The sequence below is a fragment of the Curtobacterium sp. MCPF17_047 genome, assembly GCF_003234045.1.
Lineage (GTDB): Bacteria > Actinomycetota > Actinomycetes > Actinomycetales > Microbacteriaceae > Curtobacterium.
This window is the reverse complement of sequence record NZ_QKSF01000001.1, coordinates 335,087-357,908: the sequence shown is the minus strand read 5'-3', so window position 1 is coordinate 357,908 and position 22,822 is coordinate 335,087. Positions and strand designations below refer to the sequence as shown.

The following is a 22,822-nucleotide window of genomic DNA, read 5'->3' as shown; positions in this document are numbered from 1 at the left end:
ACGCTCGACGACGTGACCCAGACGGAGACCGCCGACCGCGTCCGCACCGCCCTCGCCACCGCTGACTGGCGTCGCGAGACGTTCGACCTCTTCCGCCGGGTCCGGGCCACGCCCGAGCCCGAGGCGGCGCACACGCTGTGGCGCGAGGGCCGCGACGCGATGTTCGCCGGACACCCGGCCAGTCCGCTGCTCCCCGAGGACGCCGCAGGGTTCACCTCGCTCCCCTTCCCGGCGTACGACCCCGCCTGGCGCTTCCACGTCCGGATCGAGGAGGCCGAGCCACGGGTGCTCGACGTCGAGACCGGCACCGACGGCATCGTGCACTTCGACCGACTCGGCGTGGTGCAGGTCCCCGGCGTGGGCTCGCTCGACGTCTGGGCGCACGGCGGGTACGCGGGCGGGCTGTTCGTCCCCGTGAAGGACGCGAGCGCCGGCAAGCCGGGCGGCACGTACGGCGGCGGGCGCTACCTCATCGACACCATCAAGGGCTCCGACCTGGGTGGCGACGACGGCGTGCTGGTCCTCGACTTCAACTTCGCGTACAACCCGTCGTGCGCGTACGACCCGGCGTGGGCGTGCCCGCTCGCGCCTCCCGGCAACACCCTGCCCGTGGCGGTCCCCGTCGGCGAGCGGTACGGCTCCTAGGGTGGACCGCATGTCGGGATTCGTCGCGATCGACGCCGGTGGCCGCGTGCCGCCCTTCGAGCAGGTCCGCTCGCAGCTCGCCGCCCAGATCGCCGCCGGGTACCTGGTCGACGGCGAGCGCCTGCCCAGCGTCCGCGGACTGGCCGCCGAACTCGGGCTCGCCGCCGGGACGGTCGCGAAGGCCTATCAGCTGCTCGAGGAAGCGGGGCTCGTGCAGACCGCGCGCGGCGCGGGGACCCGGGTGGTGCGCCCCGCCGCCGTTCCCGACTCGGTGACGCACGCCGCGGCCGCCCTGGTCACGGCCGCCCGCGAGGCCGGTCTGTCGGCTGACCAGACGGCGGCCGCGCTGCACGACGCCTGGCCCGCGTAGCCCCGCACACCACCGCATCCGCGCTGGACACGAGGCCTCCCCGGGGCGCCCGGGGGCCGTCCGGGTCCGCTCAGCAGTGGCGGAAGACGTACCCGTCCTCGCCGGCAGCGACGAGTTCCCGGTCGCGGAGGATCGTCATCCGCGGGCGGTCGGTCATCGAGCAGACGGCGGACCACTTCCCCTGCAGCGTGTCCGCGTACTCGACGTCGATCACCCGCGCCCCGTACACGTCCGTGTAAGCGGCGCACTCGTCGTACTGCACGCACTCCTCGGCGACGGCGAAGTCGAACCCGGTGCGCTCCCGTCCGGCGACGCCGAGTTGCGGGGTGTTCTTCTGTGCGGCGGCCAGGCCGTGCTGGTGGGCGACCCGGACGAGCGACGTCGCCAGTGCGAGGTTCCCCGAGCGGGTCAGACGTCCACCGGAGCGGGTCCACGAGTCCAGGTTGTCGAACTCGACGGCGTCGAACCCGCGATCGGCGCACCGGGCGATCGACCGCGTCAACACCGAGGTGATCGTGGCCCGGGCGTTCGCGGTCCGGGTGTCGAGGATGAGCTCGTCCGGCCAGCCCGGGTCGATGACGGGCTTGCCGGCCGCCGTGCGGAGGACCGCTCCCGGGTGCTCGGACAGCCAGGAGGCCCGGTCCTCCGGCTGCGTCTGGAACCCGTTGACGTAACAGATGCCGTACACGTCGGCAGCGGGCTTCGCCGTGCTGTCCCGCTCGACGATCGTCACCCCGGCGGGTGGCGTGTACGACCCGCCGAGCTGGTAGTCGGGGATGCCGCCGGTGGGCAGTGCACGTGCGGCGACGTCGACACCTGCGGTCGCGCCTCCCGTCCCGGCGTCGTCGACGGTGCGGTGTGCGCCGGGCGTGGTGTCCGCGCCGCCGGTACCGGCGGCGCAACCCGTCAAGCCGGTGACGGCGACTGCGAGCAGGGCGGTGGTGACGAGGGACCTGCGGGAGAGCACGAGGCATCCTCGCACGTCGTCGTGACCCGCTCGTGCCACCGTGCAGGAGGCCGCATCGCCACGCTCGACGCGAACACCCCTCCCGTTCCGGCGCCCGAGCCCGCTATGCTGGGACCACTCGAGGCACCGATCGCCTCGTGCGTCGTACGGACGCCCCCGAAACCTCCCGGTGTCCCGCACGAGTCCACGTGACTCCCGCGGAACCGACACCGATGTGTATCGTGCACCACCCTCGCCCCGGAACCCGTCCGGTGGCGCAGATCCCGGTGCCAGGCTCTCTGCTGCGGCGACAGCACCCGCACTCCAGCGCGGCGTCCTCCCGGACCCGGACCGCTGAGCGGATGCGCTCCCGCCCGCGCCGGCCTCGACCGCGCGCCCTTCCGGCCCTCACGGGCCCGAGAGGTCACCATGACCACCCAGAACACCACCCAGAGTGCTGACAGCACCGACGTCCGGTTCGCCGACCTCGGTGTCCCCACGCCGATGGTCGACGTCCTCGTCGCCCAGGGCAAGGAGAACGCCTTCCCGATCCAGGTCGACACCCTGCCCGACTCCCTCAAGGGCAAGGACGTGCTCGGCCGCGGCCGCACGGGTTCCGGCAAGACGATCGCCTTCGCGATCCCCCTCGCCGCCCGTCTCGCCGCGTCGGCCCGCAACCGTCGCGCCGGTCGCCCCCGCGCCCTCGTGCTCGCACCGACCCGCGAGCTCGCGACGCAGATCGACGCGACCCTCGCCCCCCTCGCCAAGGCGATGGGCCTGAACACGACGACCATCTTCGGTGGTGTGGGTCAGGGCCGTCAGGTCGAGGCACTGAACCGCGGCGTCGACATCGTCGTGGCCTGCCCGGGCCGCCTGGCGGACCTCATGCAGCAGGGCCACGTGCATCTGGACGCCATCGAGGTCACCGTCCTCGACGAGGCCGACCACATGGCGGACATGGGCTTCCTGCCCGGCGTCACCAAGATCATGCAGGCGACCCCGGTCAAGGGCCAGCGTCTGCTGTTCTCCGCCACGCTCGACAACGGCGTGGACAAGCTCGTCAAGAAGTTCCTGCACGACCCGGTGATGCACTCGGTCGACGACGAGAACAGCCCCGTCGAGGCGATGACCCACCACCTCTTCGAGGTCGCGGACGCCGACGCCAAGAAGGACCTGGTCAAGGCCCTCGCCTCCGGCACCGGCCGTCGCATCCTCTTCATGCGCACGAAGCACCACGCCAAGCGCCTCGCCAAGCAGCTCTCCAGCCAGGGCATCCCGGCCGTCGACCTGCAGGGCAACCTGTCGCAGGGTGCCCGCGAGCGGAACCTCGCCCGGTTCTCCTCCGGCGACGCGCTGGTCCTCGTCGCGACCGACGTGGCCGCCCGCGGTGTGCACGTCGACGCCGTCGAGCTCGTCGTGCACGTCGACCCGCCGACCGAGCACAAGGCGTACCTGCACCGCTCCGGCCGCACCGCCCGTGCCGGTTCGTCAGGTGACGTCGTCACCGTGACGATGCCCGCCGAGCGTCGCGACGTCGCGCAGATGATGCGTGCCGCCGCGATCAAGGTCACCCCGCAGCACGTCACCGCGACCTCCGCGGCCGTCACCGAGCTCGTCGGCGAGGTCGCCCCGTACCGCGAGGACACCACCCCGGCGCCCCAGCAGCAGCAGCAGCCGCGCCGCCAGTCGTCCGGTGACGCCGCCGGCCAGGGCCGTGGCCGCTCGCGTGGTCGTGGCGCCCCCGCCGGTGGCACCGGTGGCCGGTCTGGAGGCTCGTCCTCCGCCGGTCGTTCCGCCGCCGGTTCCGAGTCGACCGGTTCCGGCGCACGCCGTGGCGGTCGCGCCGAGGGCGCCGGTCGTGACGACCGTCGTGGCGCCTCGGCCGGTCAGCGTGGCGGTGCCCCGCGCCGTGCCGGTTCCGACACCACCCGCGGTGGCTCGGCGTCGGTCTGGTCCTCGGACGGCGGCTACAGCGCCGGCCGTGCCCCGCGCGACGACGCTGCTCCCGCAGGCCGTCGTGGTGGCTCGCGCCGCGCCTCCCGTCCGGCCGGCTCCGGCCGCTGACCCCGGTCCTGGACGCTTCCTCCGAAGCGCGCGGATCGCGCGCGTACGGTTCTGGTCACCGGCGGGTGCGCGAGCAGCCGTCGGGGAACTTTCCGCTGTCGAGAGGAGCGCACATGGCTGGGATCGAAGACATCAAGAACGCCGCTGAGAAGGCGGCTGGCAAGGCCAAGGAAGGCTTCGGCAACGCCACGGACAACGACCGCCTGAAGGCCGAGGGTCAGACCGACCAGGGCAAGGCCTCGGCCAAGCAGGGCGTCACGGACGTGAAGGACGCAGCCCACGGCGTCGCTGACAGCTTCAAGAACGACAAGTAACGAAGCCGGTCTCGTACCGCGCTGCGAAGCCCCCGGATCCGATCGGATCCGGGGGCTTCGTCGTTCATGGGCTTCGTCGTTCATGGGCCCGAACGCGTCCCAGCGGTCAGTGCAGCGCGCCGACCGAGGCGAGGCCGGCGCGGAGGAGCGTGCCGCGACCGCCCTCCATCTCGTCCGCGACAGCGTCGGACGCGGCCTCCATCGGGCTCATCCAGGTGAGCTCGAGGGCGTCCTGCCGCGGCTCGCACGTCCCGGTGACGGGGACGACGTACGCCAGGGAGATCGCGTGCTGCCGCTCGTCCGTGTAGACCGAGGCTCCGGGCAACGGGAAGTACTCGGCGACCGTGAAGGGGTTCGGGCTCGCCGGCAGCTGCGGGAACGCCATCGGCCCGAGGTCCTTCTCGAGGTGGCGGAACAGTGCGGTGCGGATCGACTCGCCGTACATCACGCGACCGGAGACCAGCGTCCGGGCGATCGACCCGCTCGGCGACACCCGCAGCAGCACCCCGACCTCGGTCACGACCCCGAGGCCGTCCAGGCGCACCGGCACCGCCTCGACGTAGGTGATCGGGAGACGACGGCGGACGGACGCGAGTTCCTCGTCCGACAGCCAGCCGGAGCCGGAGTCGGGATCGGGATCGGGGGTGCGCAGCGAGGACATGCACCGTTCCTACCAGGCCCGGTCGCGGAAACGGCCCCCGGCGCGGCTTCTGTGGACACCGACCGCTCGCGACGAACGGACGGACTGTGGTGCTGCGGTGCGGGCCGCTCAGTCGCTGAGGACCTGGAGCAGGTCGCGGCGCAGGCCGTCGATCTTCTCGGTGGCGGCCTGCGTCTGCTCCTCGGTCGCGCTCGTGCGGAACACGTGGACCACGCCCACGAGCTTCCGGAGGGCCTCGAAGAACTCGCGCTGCGAGTCCGGCATGCCGGGCGTGGACTCCCACGCGGCGGCGATCTCGTCGGCCTTGGCCTCGGCCTCGGCCCGACCGGCGTCGGTGAGCTCGAACAGGGTCTTCCGACCGTCGCCCGTGGAGACCACGAGCTCTTCGTCGACGAGCTGCTGGAGCGTCGGGTAGACCGAGCCGGGACTGGGCTTCCAGGCGCCGCCGGTGCGCTCGGCGATCGTCTTGATGACGGCGTAGCCGTTCTGCGGGCCCTCGGCGAGGAGCCCGAGGATGGCGAGGCGGACGTCGCCGCGGCGACGGCGCTCGCGGCCGGGGCCGAAGCCCGGACCGAAGCCGCCGCCGAACCCGGGGCCGAAGCCCGGTCCGCCGAACCCCGGGCCACCGAAGCCGGGACCGAAGCCCCGCCCGCCGCGGCCACCACGGCCGTGTTCGTGGTCACCGTGGTCACGGCCGGGGAACCCGGCACCGTGGTGCTGGCGGGCGCTGCCGAAGCGGGGCCCGCGGGAGCCGCGACCGAAGGGGTCACGGGGGGACGTGGAGCTGTTCTCGTCGTTCATGGGGTGCATGACGACTCCTTTCGTGAAGTTGGTTGGCGATGGGTTCAGGACCGCTCGCGATGCTGTAACGATAGATCGCTAATGTTCTCGTTGTCAAGCATCGATCCGCACGGCCTCCTGTCGGTGGTCAGGAGCAGGATGGAGCGGACCATGACGGACGTCTTCGAGCGCTTCTCCCCCGCCACCGCCGAGTGGTTCCGGGGGGCCTTCCGCGAACCGACGGCAGCGCAGGCCGGGGCGTGGGACGCCATCTCCACGGGGCAGCACGCGCTGGTCATCGCCCCGACGGGCTCCGGCAAGACCCTGGCCTCGTTCCTGTGGTCGATCGACCGGCTCATCTCGGCGTCGGACACCCCGCCCGCCAAGCAGCGCACCCGGGTGCTCTACGTCTCACCACTCAAGGCGCTCGGCGTCGACGTCGAGCGGAACCTGCGCTCGCCGCTCGTCGGGATCACCCAGACGGCCAAGCGGCTCGGCCTCGAACCGCCGGACGTCACCGTCGGCGTCCGGAGCGGTGACACCCCCTCGTCCGACCGGCAGAAGCTGCTCCGACTGCCGCCGGACATCCTCATCACCACGCCCGAGTCCCTCTACCTGATGCTGACGTCGAAGGCGCGCGAGACCCTGGTGAACGTGGACACCGTCATCGTGGACGAGGTGCACGCGGTCGCGGCGTCGAAGCGCGGCGCCCACCTCGCCGTCTCCCTCGAGCGCCTCGACGACCTGCTCGAGAAGCCCGTACAGCGCATCGGACTGTCCGCGACGGTCCGCCCCGCCGAAGAGGTCGCCCGGTTCCTCGGCGGTCGGGCTCCCGTGCAGATCATCGCCCCGCCCGCGCAGAAGACCTTCGACCTGCGCGTGGTCGTCCCGGTCGACGACATGACCGAGCTCGGCGCTCCGCCGGTCGGGGCGGACGCGACGTCCGGACCGACGAACGGATCGATCTGGCCGCACGTCGAGGAATCCGTCGTCGACCTGGTCGAACAGCACCGGTCGACGATCGTCTTCGCCAACTCCCGGCGGCTCGCCGAACGGCTGACCGCTCGACTCAACGAGATCCACGAGGAACGGGCCCTGGCCGCAGCCAGCGACGGGGTCCTGGTCCCCGCGGGGGTCGTGCCCGAGGACGACGACCTGCCCGCTGCCCGACCAGCGGCGCGACCGGCCCCGACGCGTCCGCCCGCGCAGCTGATCGGTGGGTCCGGCCAGACCGACGGCGGTGGCTCCGACCGGACCGTCCCGGTGCTCGCCCGTGCGCACCACGGCTCGGTGTCGAAGGACCAGCGCGCGATCATCGAGGACGACCTGAAGTCCGGGCGACTCCGGTGCGTGGTCGCCACCAGTTCGCTCGAACTCGGCATCGACATGGGCGAGGTCGACCTCGTCATCCAGGTCGAGGCACCGCCCTCGGTCGCCAGCGGCCTGCAGCGCGTCGGCCGCGCCGGGCACCAGGTCGGCGAGATCTCGCGCGGCGTGCTCTTCCCGAAGCACCGGGCCGACCTGGTCAACAGCGCCGTCACCGTCGAGCGCATGGTCGCCGGGCAGATCGAGTCGATCTCGGTCCCCGCGAACCCGCTCGACGTCCTCGCGCAGCACACCGTCGCCGCCGGGGCCATCGACACCGTCGACGTCGAGCACTGGTTCGAGCTCGTCCGCCGCAGTGCCCCGTTCAGCAGCCTGCCCCGGTCGGCGTTCGAGGCCACGCTCGACCTGGTCACCGGCCGCTACCCGAGCGACGAGTTCGCCGAACTCCGGCCGCGCCTGGTCTGGGACCGCGTGCACGGCACCCTCACCGGACGTCCGGGGGCCCAGCGCCTGGCGGTGACGAGCGGCGGCACGATCCCGGACCGCGGCATGTTCGGCGTCTTCATGGTCGGTGAACGGGCCTCCCGCGTCGGTGAACTCGACGAGGAGATGGTCTACGAGTCGCGCGTCGGCGACGTCTTCGCCCTCGGTGCCACCAGCTGGCGGATCGAGGAGATCACCCACGACCGCGTCCTCGTCAGCCCTGCGTTCGGGCAGCCCGGCCGCGTGCCGTTCTGGAAGGGCGACGGGTTGGGTCGACCGGCCGAGCTCGGTCGTGCCACCGGCGCCTTCGTCCGTGAAGTGGAGTCCGCGTCCGATGAGGACGCCCGCACCCGCGTGGCCGCCGGCGGGCTGGACGAGCGTGCCGTGACGAACCTCATCACCTTCCTCCGCGACCAGCGCGCCGCCACGGGGCACGTGCCGAGCGACACCACGCTCGTCGTCGAGCGCTTCCGCGACGAACTCGGCGACTGGCGGCTCATCCTGCACTCCCCCTACGGCATGACCGTGCACGCGCCGTGGGCCCTCGCGGTCGCTGCCCGACTGCGGGAGCGGCACGGGATCGACGGCGGTGCCATGGCTGCGGACGACGGCATCGTCGTGCGGATCCCGGAGACGGACGCCGAGCCCCCCGGGGCGGAACTGTTCGTCTTCGAGCGGGACGACCTCGAGACGATCGTCACCGACGAGGTCGGGGGTTCCGCGCTGTTCGCCGCACGCTTCCGCGAGTGCGCCGCGCGCGCGCTCCTGCTCCCCCGCCGTGACCCCGGACGCCGATCGCCGCTCTGGCAGCAGCGGCAGCGGGCGTCCCAGCTGCTCGAGGTGGCGCAGAAGTACCCGACGTTCCCGATCCTGCTCGAGACCGTGCGCGAAGTGCTGCAGGACGTGTACGACGTCCCCGCCCTGCTCGGCATCGCGGACGAGATCGCCCGACGACGGATCCGCCTGGTCGAGAGCGAGACCGAGCAGCCCTCGCCGTTCGCCCGCACCCTGCTGTTCGGGTACGTCGCCGCGTTCATGTACGAGGGCGACTCCCCGCTCGCCGAACGCCGGGCCGCCGCACTGTCGCTCGACTCGACCCTGCTCAGCGAACTGCTCGGTCGGGCGGAGCTCCGCGAGCTCCTCGACCCGGCCGTCATCGACGGCGTCGAACGCGACCTGCAGCGGCTCTCCCCGGACCGCCGTGCCCGCGATGTCGAGGGCATGGTCGACGTGCTCCGGCTCGTCGGTGCGCTGGACCTCGACGAGCTGGTCGACCGGAGCTGGCTGGCCGAGGCCGCCGACCGAGCCGACGCCCAGGCAACGCTCCGGACGGCGCTCGGAGGACTGGAGCGCGACCGCCGGGTCCTGGCGTTCTCGCACGCCGGGGCCATGCGCTGGGCCGTGATCGAGGACGCCTCCCGGCTCCGCGACGCCCTCGGGGTGCCGCTGCCGATCGGCGTGCCCACCGCCTTCGTCGAGCCGGTCGCGGACCCGCTCGGGGACCTGGTCGGCCGGTACGCCCGCAGCCACGGCCCGTTCGGCGCGGACGAGGCCGCAGCACGCCTCGGCCTGGGCGTCGCCGTCGTGCAGGACACGCTGCGCCGACTGACCGCCGACCGTCGCCTGGTCGAGGGCGAGTTCCGTCCGGACCGCCAGGGCGCCGAGTGGTGCGACTCCGAGGTGCTCCGACGGATCCGCACGAAGTCCCTCGCGGCACTCCGGCACGAGGTCGAGCCGGTCGCCCCGGACGCCCTGGCCCGCTTCCTGCCCGCGTGGCAGCACGTCCGCGTACCCGGGGCGCGCGGCGGCCTGCGCGGCATCGACGGCGTGCTGCAGGTCGTCGACCAGCTCTCCGGGGTCGCCCTGCCGGCGAGTTCGTGGGAGTCGCTCGTGCTGCCCTCCCGCGTCTCCGACTACGCCCCGAGCATGCTCGACGAGCTGACCGCCACCGGCGAGGTGCTCTGGTCCGGCGGTGGCACCCTGCCCGGCAACGACGGCTGGGTCCGGCTGCACCTCGCGGAGACCGCCGCGACCACCCTCGCCGAGGCCGCGGGCGACGAGACCACCGAGCTGCAGCGGGACGTCCTCGGCGCCCTGGCCGGCGGTGGCGCGTACTTCTTCCGGCAGCTCGGCCAGGCCGTCGGCAGCACCGACGACTCCGCCCTGACCACCGCGCTGTGGGACCTGGTCTGGGCCGGCCAGATCACCAACGACACGTTCGCACCACTCCGGGCGATGCTCGGCGGCAAGGCCCGCACCTCCAGCGCGCCGCGCACCCGCGCCTACCGCGGGCGGCGCCGCCCGACGCTGCCGACCCAGTCCGGTCCGCCGAACGTCGGCGGACGCTGGTCGTTGCTGCCGCTCGCCGAACCCGACGCCACCGTCCGGGCGGCGGCGACCGCCGAACTGCTGCTGGAGCGGTACGGCGTCGTCACCCGTGGTGCCGTCCAGGTCGAGGGCGTCCGGGGCGGCTTCGCCGGGGTCTACCGCGTCCTGGCGAAGTTCGAGGAGTCCGGCCGTGCCCGACGCGGGTACTTCGTCGAGGGGCTCGGCGCCGCGCAGTTCGCCACCGGGCCGACCGTCGACCGCCTCCGCACGTACGCCCGCGACCTGGACGACGAGGAGCGCGCCGACCCCGACCGGGCACGCGAAGCCCTGACGCTGTCGGCCACCGACCCGGCGAACCCCTTCGGTGCGGCCCTGCCCTGGCCGCACGACGCCGCAGCGGTCGACCCCGACGACCCCACCGCAGCCGACCCCACCGCCGCCGGTGTCGGGCCGGTGGCACAGACCAGCGTGAGCACCGCCCCCGCGAACGGCGGTGCCCGCGGACACCGTCCGGGTCGCAAGGCCGGTGCGCTCGTCGTGCTCGTCGACGGGCGGCTGGCCGTCTACGTCGAACGCGGCGGCAAGAGCGTGTTGACCTTCACGGAGGACCCGGCCGACCTGGCGGCAGCGGCCACCTCGATCGCGGCGACCGTCCGGAGCGGACTCGGCAAGCTGTCCGTCGAACGGGTCGACGGGGTCTTCGTGCTCGAGGCCCCGCTCGGCGACGCCCTCCGCACCGCCGGCTTCACCGCCACCCCGCAGGGGCTGCGACTCCGTGCCTGAGGTGATCCGTGCCTGAGGGCGACACCGTCTTCCGCGCCGCGGCACGGCTGCACACGGCGCTGGCCGGCAAGGTCCTCACCCGCAGCGACTTCCGGGTGCCGGCGTTCGCCACGCTCGACCTGGTCGGCCGCACCGTGGACGAGGTCGTCCCGCGCGGCAAGCACCTGCTGCACCGGATCGGCGACCTGACCGTGCACTCGCACCTCAAGATGGAGGGCCGGTGGGACGTCTACGCCCCCGGTGAGCGCTGGCGGCGGCCGGCGTTCCAGGCACGGGTCGTCCTCGATGCCGCCGACGTCTCGACCGTCGGCTTCACCCTCGGTGTCCTGGAGGTCGTACCGCGCGACCGGGAGTCCGAAGTGGTCGGGCACCTCGGACCGGACCTGCTCGGGCCGGACTGGGACGCCGAGGTGGCCCTCGCGAACCTCACCGCGGAGCCGGACCGACCCGTCGGTCTGGCGCTCCTCGACCAGCGGGTGATGGCGGGGCTCGGCAACGTGTACCGCAACGAGCTCTGCTTCCTGCGGGGCGTGCTGCCCACCCGGCCGGTCAGCGAGGTGCGGGACCCGGCGCGGATGGTGACCATGGCCTCCCGGCTGATCGTCGCGAACCGCGACCGGAGCAACCGGGTGACCACGGGTGTCGACCGGCCGGGACAGCGCTTCTGGGTCTACAACCGGGCCGGCAAGCCGTGCCTGCGCTGCGGGACCCGGGTGCGGTCAGGCGATCTGGGCGAGTCGGAACTCACCCTGCGGGACACCTACTGGTGCCCGCGCTGCCAGACCTGACGCGGCCCGGATGGAACAGCCCGGTCTGGTCCGGGCCCCGTCGGTGCGTCAGTGGTCGACGGCCTCGATGATGCAGCTCTGGACCTGCTTCGCGGCGTCCGAGGTCTCGGAGAAGTCGGACGGCGCGGCGGTCGCGGTGCTCTCGTCGGCGACGACGTCCTCGGCGACCTTGTTCACCGGCACGACCATGCCGTCGAAGTCCTCGGCGGTGGGGTCGGACTCGGTTCCGAAGATCGCGACCTCGTCGTCGTTGGGGTCGTCGCTCTGGTTCGGGGCGACCGAGACGCCGAGGTACCAGCCGGCATCGCCCTTCGTGACGCTCGCGACGTCCGTGTTGTCGTGCGGCCCCACGGCCTTGTCCACAGCGTCGACGGCAGCGCTCGAGGCGACCTGGCACGGGGCGCTGTTGCGCTGACCCGGGTCCGTGCGGGTGGCGGACTCCTCCGAGCCGGGCACCTTCGCCACCGGGTCACCGTTCTGGGCGCCGGCGTTCGAGCAGCCGCCGAGCAGCATGCCGATGGTGGCGAGGCCGACGAGGGTGGCAGTGGTCTTCGCGCGCATGGTCATGCCGTGGACGGTAGGCCGACGCAGGTGTGCCGGAGCCCAGGAGTGCGTCCTGTGGCTCCGGCACGCCGACTCGCGCTACTCGTGCGACATGATCCAGGCGAGCAGGTACGACCGGGTGTTGCCGGTGTCGATGTCCTCCGCCGGCAGGTCCCGGGCGACGGCGAGCGCCGCCTTCGCCTGACTGCCGGACGCCAGCGCCCGGTACATCAGCAGGTAGTCACCGAACTGCACCGCGTAGTCGCCCTCCGGGACGGCCTCGTCGAGCACCTTCGCGATCTGCTGCTTGCCCCCGACGGCCACGTAGTCCGCGGCGACGGCGGGCATCGGGATGAGCTCGATGCCGGCCGGTGCCGCCGGGTCCGCGCTGAACCACGTGGCGTGGTCGCGCTTGCCGCCCCAGTTCAGGGACACGACGGTGTGCTGGAACCCGGGGAAGGTCCGGAGGTCCGGGTCGAGGACGTCGCGCCGCGCTGATGCAGCCTCGTTCGCCAGCAGCCAGTCGCCGAGTCGTTCGGTGGCTCGGGAGCCGGAGACCTGTCCCCAGCGGGCGAGCCCGTTCCAGGCCGACACCGCCTCGGACGACGACTCCTGGTTGTTCCCGTCCGCGAACGGCGAGTACCCGGAGGCCCACGAGTGCTGTGCGTACGGGTCGTACACGCGGAGCTCCGGGAACGACTTCGTCGCCTCGGGGGACGCGATGTCGTCCGCCACCAGGTCGAGGACCGGCTTCCACTTCGCGACGAGGTCGTCCGACCCGTCCGCCACGATGGCGGCTGCGGACAGCAGGTACCCGTAGTGGAAGTGGTGGTCGTTGAACTCGTCCGAGCCGAACGAGGGCGCCTGTCCGACGAGCCCCTTCACGGTGTCGTCGTACGCGAAGCACCGGGTGCCGCTCACGCCACACCCGTCGGGGTCGGTCCACTGGTCGATCTGGGTGACGAGTTGCTGCTGCAGGCCGGCGGCGACGTCGTCCAGGTCGAGCTGCGTGGCGAGCCGGTACAGGTTCGCCACCCGGTACAGGTCCTTGCCGCCGCCGTAGCTGTCGGCGCCGAAGGACGCCTCGGACACCCCGCCGGCGTCCGCGCGGACCTGGGCGACGAGGGTGGCACGCTGCGCCGACGTCAGGCCCGACAGGTCGAGCCGGTCGGCGGCCGGGAGGCTCGGTGCCGCGATCCGCAACACGTCACCGATGCAGACGGGCGCGTCCCCGGTGATGGTCGCGTAGTGCAGTCCGGTGCAGCTCAGACCCGTGGTCCCCTGGCCGGGTTGCGGCACGATGAGGGTCTTCCCCCTCGCGGCGGTGCGGTAGCCGAGCGCGGTCCGCTGCTCCCCGTCGGATGCGGTGCCGGTGGACGAACGGGCCATCGTGACCCCGGTCAGGGGCGACGCGGCGGCCGCGGACAGCGCCCGGACCTGCTTCGCGGTGGCGTCGTCCGGCACCGGGAAGAGCACGACCGAGCCGCCGGCGGCCAGGCGGATGCCACTGCCGCTGACGTCACCGGTGGTGACGACGCCCCAGGTGCGGCCGTCGGCGGTGATGGTGCCCGTCGTCGTGCCGTCCGGACCGTCGGTCGTCTCGGAGACCGTCCCCGTGGCGGTGACGGACTGCGCGCCCTCCGCCGTGTACGAGACGAGGGGTGAGCCCTGCGCGAGCACGGTGTGGCCGAGGACGGTGGAGCCCTTCCGGTGCTCGACCGTGACGGACACCTGGTCGTACGCCGACACCAGGGTGCGGTCGGCGCCGAGGTGCAGGCCGACCTGCTGCACGGCACCGCCGGCGATCGTCTTCTCGGTCGCGCTGACGACGGGCAGGCCGGCGGCGAACCCGTCGTCGGTCACCTGCCACGAGATCGGCGTCGGGAAGACGGGCTGTGGTGCTGGGCCGTGGACGAGGCCGGAGAACCACCGGTTCGTGGGCGGGACCAGGCCGTCGGCGAGACGCATCGTGCCCGCGGTGGTCTTCGCGACCGAGCCGAGCGCCCGGACGGCCCGCTGCTGGGCCGCACCGTCCACGGAGGGTGACGCCGTCCCGGTGGCCCGGTCGGAGCCTCCCGTCCCGGTCTCACCGCCGGTGCCGGTGCAGGCGGTGAGCACGAGTGCTGACGCGGCCACCAGGGCGACGGCGCCGACGCGGAACCGCATCGTCACAGGCCGATCTGCCGGAGGAAGTCGCGGAAGCCGTCGGTGACGCCGGACAGGCGACCGTCGTCGCGGAGGTGCAGGGTCGCGTCGACCGGCGTGCCCGGGCTGGTGACACCGGAGGACGGCGAGGCAGACAGCTCCGGACTCTCCACCGACACGGTCGTCTTCGCCTGGCCGTCACCGTCGGTGACGACGCTGACGTTCTTGACCTTGCCCTCGAGCGAGCGGTCGTTCGGCAGGAGCAGGTCGACGGTCGCGCCGTCGGCGATCCGGCCGTAGTCGCGGGGGCTGACGAGGAACTCCGACGTCACGAACAGGCTCTGCGACTTGTGGATGGTCCCCAGCTCGGAACCGGCCTGGACGTAGCCGCCGGCCTTCACGTCGAGCTTCGCGACGGTGCCGGAGACCTCGGCCTTGAACGTGATGAGGCCGTCCGGGGCGATCTCGTACGCGCTCGTCTTCGTGTTCGCGCCGACGACGCCCTTCCGGATGTCCTGGGCGAGCTGCAGGCTCTGGACCTGCATCAGCTTCTCGCCCTCCTGGACGGTGTCGCCCTCTTCGACGTACTCCTCGGTGACGGTCCCGCCGTAGTCGGTGCCGACGGCGTACTCCTGCGCGGTGATCGCGGCCGAGGTGCTTGCGACGGCGCTCTGCCGCTGGTTGAAGACGAGCGTGCACGCCGCCACGACGACGAGCACCACGAGGATGCCGCCGTACAGACGGAGTCGGTTGGTCCAGGTCACGAGGCGACCTCCACGGGGGTCGGGGTGCCGGAGGCGGCACTCGCGGTGATCACGTCGCGTGCGGGCTGCAGCGAGTCGGGTCGGACCACCTGGGTCCGGAGGGCCGGTGCGGGCTCGAGCCCGGCAGCGGCGGCGAGCACGAGCACCGGCGCGGTGTCGGCGTCGCGCTCCTGGCGGGCCGCCCGACGGTTCGCCGACTGCTCACGGAACGCGGTGATGATGAACGCGCCGAAGATGAGCGAGTTCGTGATGTTCCACGCGGTCGCCAGGGTCAGTTGACCGTTCGAGACGTCACGCCAGATCGCGACGACGCTCGTCAGGGACAGGAACACGAAGACGAGCACCTGCGGCACGATGAAGTTGAACGGCGACGGGGCCCGGCCTCGACCGGCTCCGGTGACGTGCCACGCCTGCTCCTTCCCGCAGATGACGTTCCACAGCGCACGGGCGTAGATCGGGAACGACACGGCGGCCAGCAGCAGCGTCTCGTACCGGAAGGACCCCAGCGCGTAGAACGCCAGGACGACCTGCATGAGGTAGAAGCCCAGGTAGAAGAGCACCCACTCGCCCACGCCGATCGACATGTTCATCGGTCGGAGGTCGAAGAAGATCTCCAGCGGCGGGACCAGGAGCAGCAGTCCGGGCACGATGCCGGTCAGGTAGAAGCTCGCCGTCACGAAGTACTGCAGGCGCTGGTCCATCGTCAGCTTGCGCTTCGGGTTGAACGGGAAGTGCGTGAGCAGGATCTCGAATCCACCGGTCGCCCAGCGGAGCTGCTGCTTGCTGTACGCCTCGATCGTCTCGGGGGCGTCACCGACCGCGAGGGTCATCGGGATGAAGACCGACTTCCAGCCGCGCTCGTGCAGGTGCAGGCTCGTCCAGACGTCCTCGGACTTCGAGTCGGTGTGGATGCCACCGACGTCGTCGATCGCGGCGCGACGGAAGATGACGTTCGTGCCGACGCAGAACGCCGCGTTGAAGCGGTTCCGGCCGGGCTGGATGAAGCGGTAGAACACCGTCTGCATGTAGCCGGCACCGCGGGAGACGAGGTTGTGCAGGTTGCCGTAGGTCTGCGGCGTCTGCACGAAGGCGATCGAACCGTCCGCGAAGAACGGCACGGTCTCGAACAGGAAGTCCTTGCCCGGCACGAAGTCGGCGTCGAAGACCGCGAAGTAGTCGCCCTTCGCCAGGGTCAGGGCGTGGTTGATGTTGCCCGCCTTCGCGCCGTTCGAGGACAGGCGCCGGACGTACCGCGCGCCGAGGCGGTCCGCCAGGGCCCGCACGTCGTCGCTCCGGCCGTCGTCGAGGATCCAGGTGTGGTGCTCGCCGCGCATCGCGACGGCGGCGGCGACGGTGGCCGCGATCTTCGTCAGCTCCTCGCCGTAGACCGTGATGAACACGTCGACGACGACACGCTTGCCACGGACCCGCATGGGCCACAGGTGGCTGCGGTTCGTGAGCCCCTCGCGGTCGATCTCGTCCAGGTCGAACATCGTGTCCTGGGTGTTGTGGAACGCGAAGTCGCGAGGGTCCGAGCCACCGGACAGGATCGTCCACATCGACAGCAGCGACTGCCCGACGAGGACGCTCTCCGCCACGATGACCAGGCCGTAGGGCAGGAAGTCGCCGCGGTTCGCGGGGTTGAGCAGGAACACCGCGTAGGTGACGACGCCGAGCGTCGCCAGCAGCACGATCAGCACCATCACGGGGCTGTGGGCCCGGGTGTCGGCGCGGGACCGACCGGTGGCGGCGGTGCCGGTCAGGCGCTGGAGCTGCTCGCGGTCGCGCTGGTCGCGCTCGTCACGGCCGCGCTGGTCACGGTCGCGCTGCTCGCCGACACGGCGGACGGAGCGGCGGGTGGCGGCACGGCCGCGGGGGTCGGACGCCGCTCCGGTGCCGGGTCGCTCGCCGCCCCGCTCGTTCGCGGGGACGTCGATCACGACCTGTTCGGCCGGGTCCTTCGGGGGTTCTGGGGTCGTCCGGGGTCGCCGGACGTCCGTGGGTGCGGACATGCGCGTTCTCCTGTCGGGTGTCGGAGATGTCGCCCGCCGGGCCCACGGGGGCATGACGGACGACGGCGTCGGCGACGGTGGCGACAGGACCCGGACGCGGTGGTCCGGCGCGGACGGAGGCTAGGGTTCCTCGTCCGTGGCACGGTGCCCGCCGAGGGTGCGGCGTGCACCGGAGCGGTCCGCCCTCGGGAGACGGGACCGGTGTTCGGTGTGTGTTCGGATGTGTGCCGACGACCCGTGCCGTCGGTGGAGCGATCGTACGTCACGGTCCGCGCTCCTCATGTGACGATCGCGTGAACATGCCCCCTGAGCAGGGGGCACGGGCCTGTCGCCCGGCGGGTCGTGCGTTCTGGGGACAGTCACAGGCGGGCGGCGCGCCCACGCCCGGTCAGCCCGGCTGGTGCAGCCGTTCCGCAGCAACGGTGCGCACGGCATCGGTCACGCGTTCGAGCAGCGGCGACGCCAGGTTCCACCGCTGCCACCAGAGCGCCACGTCCGCCCGGCGCCCGGGCGTGAGCTCGACCAAGTCGCCCCGCTCGAGCGCCTCGAGACACTGCGCTTCGGGCAGCAACCCCCACCCGAAGCCGAGCTGTACCGCCCGGGCGAAGTCCGCCGAGTTCGGGACGAAGTGCCGCGGACCGCGGGGAGCGTGCCCGAGCACCCGCCGGAGGAACCCCTGCTGCAGGTCGTCGTCACGGTCGTAGTCCACGAGCGGCACGCGGTCGAGACGGGTCGTCATCCGCCGCTCGGTGTCCGCACCGTCGAGGTACCGCCGGACGAACGACGGCGCAGCGACGGCCCGGTACCGGTCCACCCCGAGCGGGACGGACGAGCAGCCCTGCACCGGTTCCGCCTCGGCGGTGACCGCCGCCATCACCGTGCCGGCACGGAGGAGCTCGGCGGTGCGGTCCTGGTCCTCGCGGTGCAGGTCGAAGACCACCTCGGTGTCGTCCCGGACGATCGCGAGGGCGTCGAGGAACCACGTCGCGAGCGAGTCCGCGTTCACCGCCAGCGGGATCGACGGTGTCCGACCGGGGACGTCGGAGTCTGGGACGTCGAGGGCACGCGACGTCTCCTCGTCGAGCAGCCGCACCTGTCGCGCGTGCCGGAGGACGACCTCGCCGTCCGGGGTCGGCATTATCGGCGTGGTCCGCTGCAGCAGCACCCGGCCGACGAGCTGCTCCATCGCCTTCACCCGCTGCGACACCGCCGACGGGGTGATCGACAGCTCGCGGGCGGCGGCGTCGAACGTCCCCGCGTCGACGGCGGCCAGGAGGGTCTCGAGGTGGTCACGCTGGAACTGCACCATCAGCGCAGCTTACGGCGCACCAGGAACCTGAGCTGGCCTGCAGCTCGAGCACGGCCTACGGTTCCCCTGTGACCACGCCGCTCGACGCCCTGCTCCCCGCCCTCTCCGGCCTGGGCACCGGGCTGGCCCTCATCGTCGCGATCGGCGTCCAGAACACCTACCTGCTCCGGCTCGCGGTGAGCGCACGACTGGCGGTGGTCGCCGTCGCCGTCGCGGTGTGTGCGCTGTCGGACGCGGCGCTCATCACCGCCGGCGTGCTCGGCGTCGGGGCCGTCGTCGAGCGGGTGCCGGCAGCACTGCTGGTCATCCGCTTCGTCGGGGCGGCGTTCCTGCTGACGTACGGGGTGCTCGCGGCCCGGCGGGCGCTGCGGCCCTCGGGCGAGGCCATCCGTCTCGACGAGCGGGCCGCCGAGGACGGGGTGCCCGTCGTGGCGGGTGCGGGCCCTGGGACCGATGGCCTGGAGGCTGCACCGACGTCGCGGGGTGCGGGCGAGCCTCCCGGCCGGGCCGGCCTGGGCGACCGGCGTCCGGGCGAGTGGCGTCCGGGCGGCGACCACGGTGGACCGACGATGCGTGCCGCGGTCCTGACCATGCTCGTCTTCACATGGGCGAACCCGCACGTGTACCTGGACACCCTGGTGTTCCTCGGGTCGGTCGCGAACCAGCAGGGTGTCGACGACCGCTGGTGGTGGACCGTGGGAGCCGTCGCGGCGAGCTGCCTGTGGTTCGGTGCGCTCGGTTTCGGCGGCCGACTGCTGCGGCCGCTGTTCGCGCGACCGATGACGTGGCGGGTCTTCGACGCCCTGGTCGCCGTCGTGATGCTGGCCTTCGGCTCGGCGCTGCTCCTCGGCGCCTGAGGGCTGGCCCGCCCCGGCGTCGCCCGGCCTGCCGGCGTCGTCCGACGTCGCCCGGCCTGCCGGCGTCGTCTGGCGTCGCACAACAGAAGACGGCTCGCGCCACTGGATCCGGTGGCGCGAGCCGTCTTCTGTTGTGCTGATCCGAACGGTACCGCGGGGCGCGGGGCGTACCGCGCGGCGGCGACGGTGGTTACTCGCGCATGGCCTTGCCGACGCGGCTGTTGCGGCGGCTGTAGCCGAAGTAGATCGCGAAGCCGATGACCAGCCAGATGACGAACCGGATCCAGGTCTCGACCTCGAGGTTGAGCATCAGCCAGAAGCAGAGCACCGCGGACAGGATCGGGATCACGGGCGACCACGGCACCCGGAAGGCGCGAGGTGCGTCGGGGCGGGACTTCCGGAGCACGATGATGCCGATCGACACGAGCACGAAGGCGGACAGCGTGCCGATGTTGATCAGGCCCTCGAGCTTCTCGACCGGCGTGAACCCGGCGAGCACCGCCACCACGATCCCGGCGATGAGCTGCACCCGGACGGGTGTCTGCGTCTTCGGGTTCGTGACCGAGAACCAGCGGGGCAGGAGTCCGTCGCGGCTCATCGAGAAGACGATGCGGGACAGGCCGAGGAGCAGCACCATGACGACGGTCGTCAGGCCGATGAGCGACCCGATGGCGATGATGCCGGCGGCCCACGGTAGTCCGACGATGTCGAAGGCCGAGGCCAGGGACGGAGCGTCCTCCTGCGCGAGCTGCTTGTACGACACCATGCCCGTGATGACGATGCTCACGCCGACGTAGAGCAGCGTCACGATGCCGAGCCCGATGAAGATGCCGCGGGGCAGGGTCTTCTGGGGGTTCTCGGTCTCCTCCGCACTCGTGGCGACGACGTCGAAGCCGATGAAGGCGAAGAAGACCAGCGACGCCGCGGCGAGCAGTCCGAAGACGCCGTACTGTGCCGGCGCCGCTCCGGTGACGAACGAGACGAGCGACTGTGTGAGGACGCTGCCCTCGGCACCCTTCGTCGGCTCGGCAGCGGGGATGAACGGCGTGAAGTTCGCGGCCTTGACGAAGAAGGCACCGACCACGATGACGAACAGGACGATCGCGACCTTGATGACCGTGATGACGGCCGACACCCGGCTGGACAGTCGGGTGCCGAACGCCAGCAACGCGGTGAACACACCGACGATGAGGACCGGGCCCCAAGTGAAGCCGATCGGGCCGATCGCGATGGTGCTCGGCAGCGTGATGCCGAACACGTCGAACGCGGTGCTGAGGTAGATGCCCCAGTACTTCGCGATCACGGCGCTGGCCGTCAGGGTCTCGAGGATGAGGTCCCAGCCGACGATCCACGCGAGCAGCTCACCCATCGTGGCGTAGGTGAACGTGTACGCCGACCCGGCGACGGGGATGGTCGAGGCGAACTCGGCGTAGCACATGATCGCCAGGCCGCACGTGACGGCGGCGAGCAGGAACGACACGATGACGCCCGGGCCGGCGAAGTTCGCGGCGGCGTTCGCGCCGACCGAGAAGATGCCGGCACCGACCGCGACGGCGATGCCCATCGCGGCGATGTCGAACGTCCCCAGGGAGCGCTTGAGCGAGCGCCCCTTCTCGTCGGCGTCGGCGAGCGACGCCTCGATGGACTTGGTGCGGAGGGCCATGGTCGTTCCCGTCATCGGAGCAGGCGGACCCCGGAAGGGTAGTGGTATACCGCACGATGGTGCAACCGCAGGTCCTGCGACCGGTCAGGGCCGGTCGCGGGTCCGGTCAGACCGCCGAGTCGGAACGTCCCTCGCGCCAGGCCCGGAGGAACCGGGCGCCGGCCTCGTCGTGGATGACCCCCTCCGGCGCGGTGAGCACCGGGTACGGCGTCTCGGGCACCCCGTCAGCCGGTCGGACGTCCACGTGCGCGACCCGGTGTCCGTTCGCGTGCAGCCAGTCGGCCATCGCGTAGTCGCTCCGGGAGTCGCCCACCGTGCGCCACTCCAGCGGCAGGGCACCGTCCTCGGCCAGGAGCTCCAGCGCACGCTCGGCCCCGAGGTCCTTGCCGCTGCGGTCGGACTCGATGTCGGTCGAGATGATGGTCGGGTCGACGCGCCAGTCCACGGCTCCCCGATCATCCGGCCGGACGTCGTCCAGGCGACGGACGCCGAGCCCGCGACGCTCGAGCGCGGACATCGCCCGGGCGTCGAAGTCCGGCTGCCGGGCCAGGTACGCCGCGTTGTCGACGTCCACCAGCTGCTCGATCGACACCATCGCGTGCTTCGTCTCGTCGAAGAACACCAGGTCGGCGTACTCGTCGTGGACGAGCCCACGCATCTCGTCGGCGAAGTCCTCCGGCAGCGCCAGGTCCTCGGCGACGGTCAGGTCACCCATGCCGTCCGGGAACTGCGGGCCGATCGAGCACCAGACGGCACCCTTCTCGCACACCGCGTGCACCCGGCCGCCGGCCGCGAGACCGCCGGCGAGGAGCGGGCCGACGACCTGCTCTCGGATGAAGGCGTCGCTGCGGCCGGTGTTGAACACCACGGGGATGCCCTCGGCCGCCAGGGCGACGAGGTCCTCGACGATGCTCGGGATCGCGATGGTCCGCGAGAGCGGACTGGCGATCGGGCCGTCGACGTCGAGCAGGAGTCCGAGGCGGGGTGCGTTCACCCGTCCATCCTGGCCCAGGTCAGTGCGGGTCGGGACTGGGCTGGGCCTGGAGGAAGCCGTCGACCGTGCTCCGCAGGACCGCGGGGTCCGGCACGTGCCCCTGTCCCTCGAGCACCACGGACGTGGAACCCGGCACGGTCTCGACCACGGCGCGGGCGGCCGCCCGGGTCCAGGTCGGGCCGCTGGTACCCGCGGCGACGAGCACCGGGATGCCCACGGCGGCGAGCGCCCGCTCCGGCACCACGAGCCCGCTGAGCACGCGGACGTCGCGGCCGAGGACACCGGCGTCAGCGAGCAGCGCCTTCCACAGCTTCGGCTTGAGGGGCACGGCGGAGACCTGGAGCATCGGGACGCCGAGCACCCGGGTGAGGTAGGCACGGACCGCGGCGGCTCGACGTCCGCCGGCGATCATCTCGTCGAGGCGGTCGGCGAACAGGACGTCGTCGGCGTGCGCGTCGACACTCGCGCGGTACGGCGGTTCGTAGAGGACGGCCCGGCCGACCGGGACCCCGGTGGCGACGGCGTGCAGCACGACGGCGGCACCGACGCAGATGCCGAGCAGGTCGACGGGGGCGCCGACGTCGGCGACCACGGCGGCCAGGTCCTCAATCTCCCGCGTGACGGACCACGGCCGGGTGTCGCCGCTCTCCCCGCGTCCGCGCCGGTCGTAGGTGACGACCCGGTAGCGGTCGGAGAACGCGGCGACCACTCCGTCCACGAACGGTGTGCCCCGGTGATCGAAGGCCCCGCCCACGACCACGAGCGCGGGCCCGTCGCCGCTCGACGAGACCGCGATCCGCGTGCCGTCCGCAGACAGCACCGATCGGTCGGCGGTGGTCGTCATGGGCGTCCTCGTTCGGTCTCGACGGCGGGTGGCGCGTCCCCGGTCGTGCCGCACCTCGAGGTGCCACACGCATCGCGCTCGACGCTGCTCTCGGTCCACGGTGTTCGTGGGCCACGCCGTCGTCGCGAGTCTGACAGGCCCGGGGCTCCGCGTCACCACCCACGTCCTGGGGGAGCGCTTGGTGCTCGCTGTGAACGCGTCAC

Annotated in this window: 18 protein-coding genes; 7 read left to right on the top strand and 11 right to left on the bottom strand. The window is 72.3% G+C overall.

Going from position 1 to position 22,822, the window contains the following annotated elements; translation table 11 throughout:
* The first annotated feature begins 12 nt into the window (after positions 1 to 12).
* Complete coding sequence (locus DEJ33_RS01795; protein ID WP_110903671.1) at positions 13 to 645, top strand: DUF1684 domain-containing protein; 633 nt, start codon at positions 13 to 15, stop codon at positions 643 to 645.
* 10 nt (positions 646 to 655) lie between these two features.
* The gene (locus tag DEJ33_RS01790) at positions 656 to 1,015 is read left to right on the top strand and encodes a GntR family transcriptional regulator (RefSeq protein WP_110903712.1); all 360 of its coding nucleotides are present in this window, start codon (positions 656 to 658) and stop codon (positions 1,013 to 1,015) included.
* 70 nt (positions 1,016 to 1,085) lie between these two features.
* Here DEJ33_RS01790 and DEJ33_RS01785 read toward each other — a convergent pair whose 3' ends face one another.
* A complete protein-coding gene (locus tag DEJ33_RS01785; protein WP_111194164.1) occupies positions 1,086 to 1,982 on the bottom strand; it encodes an endo alpha-1,4 polygalactosaminidase in 897 nt (298 codons plus the stop codon).
* Between the two features lie 408 nt (positions 1,983 to 2,390).
* Between DEJ33_RS01785 and DEJ33_RS01780 the strand changes: the two genes are divergently transcribed.
* Both DEJ33_RS01780 and DEJ33_RS01775 read left to right on the top strand, forming a co-directional pair.
* Positions 2,391 to 4,025: a DEAD/DEAH box helicase gene (locus DEJ33_RS01780; protein WP_111194163.1), complete on the top strand. Its 1,635-nt coding sequence runs from the start codon at positions 2,391 to 2,393 to the stop codon at positions 4,023 to 4,025.
* A gap of 113 nt (positions 4,026 to 4,138) precedes the next feature.
* Positions 4,139 to 4,339 (top strand): CsbD family protein, encoded by a 201-nt coding sequence (locus DEJ33_RS01775; RefSeq protein ID WP_110824283.1) that lies wholly within the window; start codon positions 4,139 to 4,141, stop codon positions 4,337 to 4,339.
* 106 nt (positions 4,340 to 4,445) lie between these two features.
* On the opposite strand, the gene DEJ33_RS01770 is transcribed toward DEJ33_RS01775, so the two are convergent.
* Positions 4,446 to 5,000, bottom strand: coding sequence for an NUDIX hydrolase family protein (locus tag DEJ33_RS01770; protein ID WP_110903668.1), 555 nt, complete (start codon positions 4,998 to 5,000; stop codon positions 4,446 to 4,448).
* A gap of 108 nt (positions 5,001 to 5,108) precedes the next feature.
* Positions 5,109 to 5,801, bottom strand: coding sequence for a PadR family transcriptional regulator (locus DEJ33_RS01765; protein WP_111194221.1), 693 nt, complete (start codon positions 5,799 to 5,801; stop codon positions 5,109 to 5,111).
* Positions 5,802 to 5,951: 150 nt separating this feature from the next.
* Here DEJ33_RS01765 and DEJ33_RS01760 point away from each other — a divergent pair, with 150 nt between their 5' ends.
* Both DEJ33_RS01760 and DEJ33_RS01755 read left to right on the top strand, forming a co-directional pair.
* On the top strand, positions 5,952 to 10,700 hold the full coding sequence (locus DEJ33_RS01760) for an ATP-dependent helicase (RefSeq protein ID WP_111078463.1): 4,749 nt from the start codon (positions 5,952 to 5,954) through the stop codon (positions 10,698 to 10,700).
* A gap of 8 nt (positions 10,701 to 10,708) precedes the next feature.
* Positions 10,709 to 11,488 carry an Fpg/Nei family DNA glycosylase gene (locus tag DEJ33_RS01755; protein WP_111078431.1) on the top strand — a complete coding sequence of 260 codons (780 nt, stop codon included), beginning with the start codon at positions 10,709 to 10,711 and terminating at the stop codon, positions 11,486 to 11,488.
* A gap of 48 nt (positions 11,489 to 11,536) precedes the next feature.
* On the opposite strand, the gene DEJ33_RS01750 is transcribed toward DEJ33_RS01755, so the two are convergent.
* The 5 genes from DEJ33_RS01750 to DEJ33_RS01730 form a co-directional block, all read right to left on the bottom strand.
* Positions 11,537 to 12,055: a hypothetical protein gene (locus tag DEJ33_RS01750; RefSeq protein WP_111078430.1), complete on the bottom strand. Its 519-nt coding sequence runs from the start codon at positions 12,053 to 12,055 to the stop codon at positions 11,537 to 11,539.
* 75 nt (positions 12,056 to 12,130) lie between these two features.
* Entirely contained in the window at positions 12,131 to 14,197 is a 2,067-nt protein-coding gene (locus DEJ33_RS01745) for a glycosyl hydrolase (protein ID WP_258374777.1), read from the bottom strand.
* Between the two features lie 2 nt (positions 14,198 to 14,199).
* Positions 14,200 to 14,940 carry an HlyD family efflux transporter periplasmic adaptor subunit gene (locus tag DEJ33_RS01740; protein WP_111078428.1) on the bottom strand — a complete coding sequence of 247 codons (741 nt, stop codon included), beginning with the start codon at positions 14,938 to 14,940 and terminating at the stop codon, positions 14,200 to 14,202.
* Positions 14,937 to 16,952: a glycosyltransferase family 2 protein gene (locus DEJ33_RS01735; RefSeq protein WP_258378062.1), complete on the bottom strand. Its 2,016-nt coding sequence runs from the start codon at positions 16,950 to 16,952 to the stop codon at positions 14,937 to 14,939. Before DEJ33_RS01735 ends, DEJ33_RS01740 begins: the two co-directional genes overlap by 4 nt.
* A gap of 388 nt (positions 16,953 to 17,340) precedes the next feature.
* Positions 17,341 to 18,261, bottom strand: coding sequence for a LysR family transcriptional regulator ArgP (locus tag DEJ33_RS01730; RefSeq protein WP_220033961.1), 921 nt, complete (start codon positions 18,259 to 18,261; stop codon positions 17,341 to 17,343).
* 68 nt (positions 18,262 to 18,329) lie between these two features.
* On the opposite strand from DEJ33_RS01730, the gene DEJ33_RS01725 reads away from it, so the two are divergent.
* Positions 18,330 to 19,118, top strand: coding sequence for a LysE/ArgO family amino acid transporter (locus tag DEJ33_RS01725; RefSeq protein WP_181432741.1), 789 nt, complete (start codon positions 18,330 to 18,332; stop codon positions 19,116 to 19,118).
* Between the two features lie 190 nt (positions 19,119 to 19,308).
* Here the strand turns inward: DEJ33_RS01725 and DEJ33_RS01720 are convergent, their stop codons facing one another.
* From DEJ33_RS01720 to DEJ33_RS01710, 3 genes are all read right to left on the bottom strand, one after another.
* Positions 19,309 to 20,796: an APC family permease gene (locus tag DEJ33_RS01720; RefSeq protein WP_375334703.1), complete on the bottom strand. Its 1,488-nt coding sequence runs from the start codon at positions 20,794 to 20,796 to the stop codon at positions 19,309 to 19,311.
* Between the two features lie 91 nt (positions 20,797 to 20,887).
* Positions 20,888 to 21,775 (bottom strand): hypothetical protein, encoded by an 888-nt coding sequence (locus tag DEJ33_RS01715; RefSeq protein ID WP_111078426.1) that lies wholly within the window; start codon positions 21,773 to 21,775, stop codon positions 20,888 to 20,890.
* A gap of 19 nt (positions 21,776 to 21,794) precedes the next feature.
* Entirely contained in the window at positions 21,795 to 22,619 is an 825-nt protein-coding gene (locus DEJ33_RS01710; protein WP_111078425.1) for an alpha/beta fold hydrolase, read from the bottom strand.
* Between the last annotated feature and the right edge of the window lie 203 nt (positions 22,620 to 22,822).